The organism is Halomonas sp. ALS9 (assembly GCF_001651035.1).
Taxonomy (GTDB): domain Bacteria; phylum Pseudomonadota; class Gammaproteobacteria; order Pseudomonadales; family Halomonadaceae; genus Vreelandella.
The window spans coordinates 1-239 of sequence record NZ_LXRG01000013.1; the positions used below are offsets into that span (position 1 = coordinate 1).

Genomic DNA, 239 nt, shown 5'->3' on the forward strand with positions numbered 1-239 from the left:
CGAACGCCACAGTAAAAATAACGGCACTCATTATGCTCACGTAACGTGTTTTATTTGTTCCCTAGGAAATCTTATGTCTTTAGTGTTGCCCCAAGGTCAGCTTGACCAATTTTTCCTGCTTTCGCAGGATCTGTTCTGCTGTATTTACTTTGAAGGCACGCTGCTGCAAGTCAATGCAGCCTTCGAGACACTGCTAGGGTATTCATCCGACAAATTACTCGGGCGTGCCTGTGGCGTTG

The 239-nt window shown here is 46.4% G+C and carries 1 protein-coding gene; it reads left to right on the forward strand.

The features are described 5' to 3' along the window. Window positions 1–73: 73 nt before the first annotated feature. Window positions 74–239 (forward strand): PAS domain S-box protein (locus tag A6R74_RS22080; protein WP_121499336.1); only part of this gene is annotated, 166 nt, incomplete at its 3' end.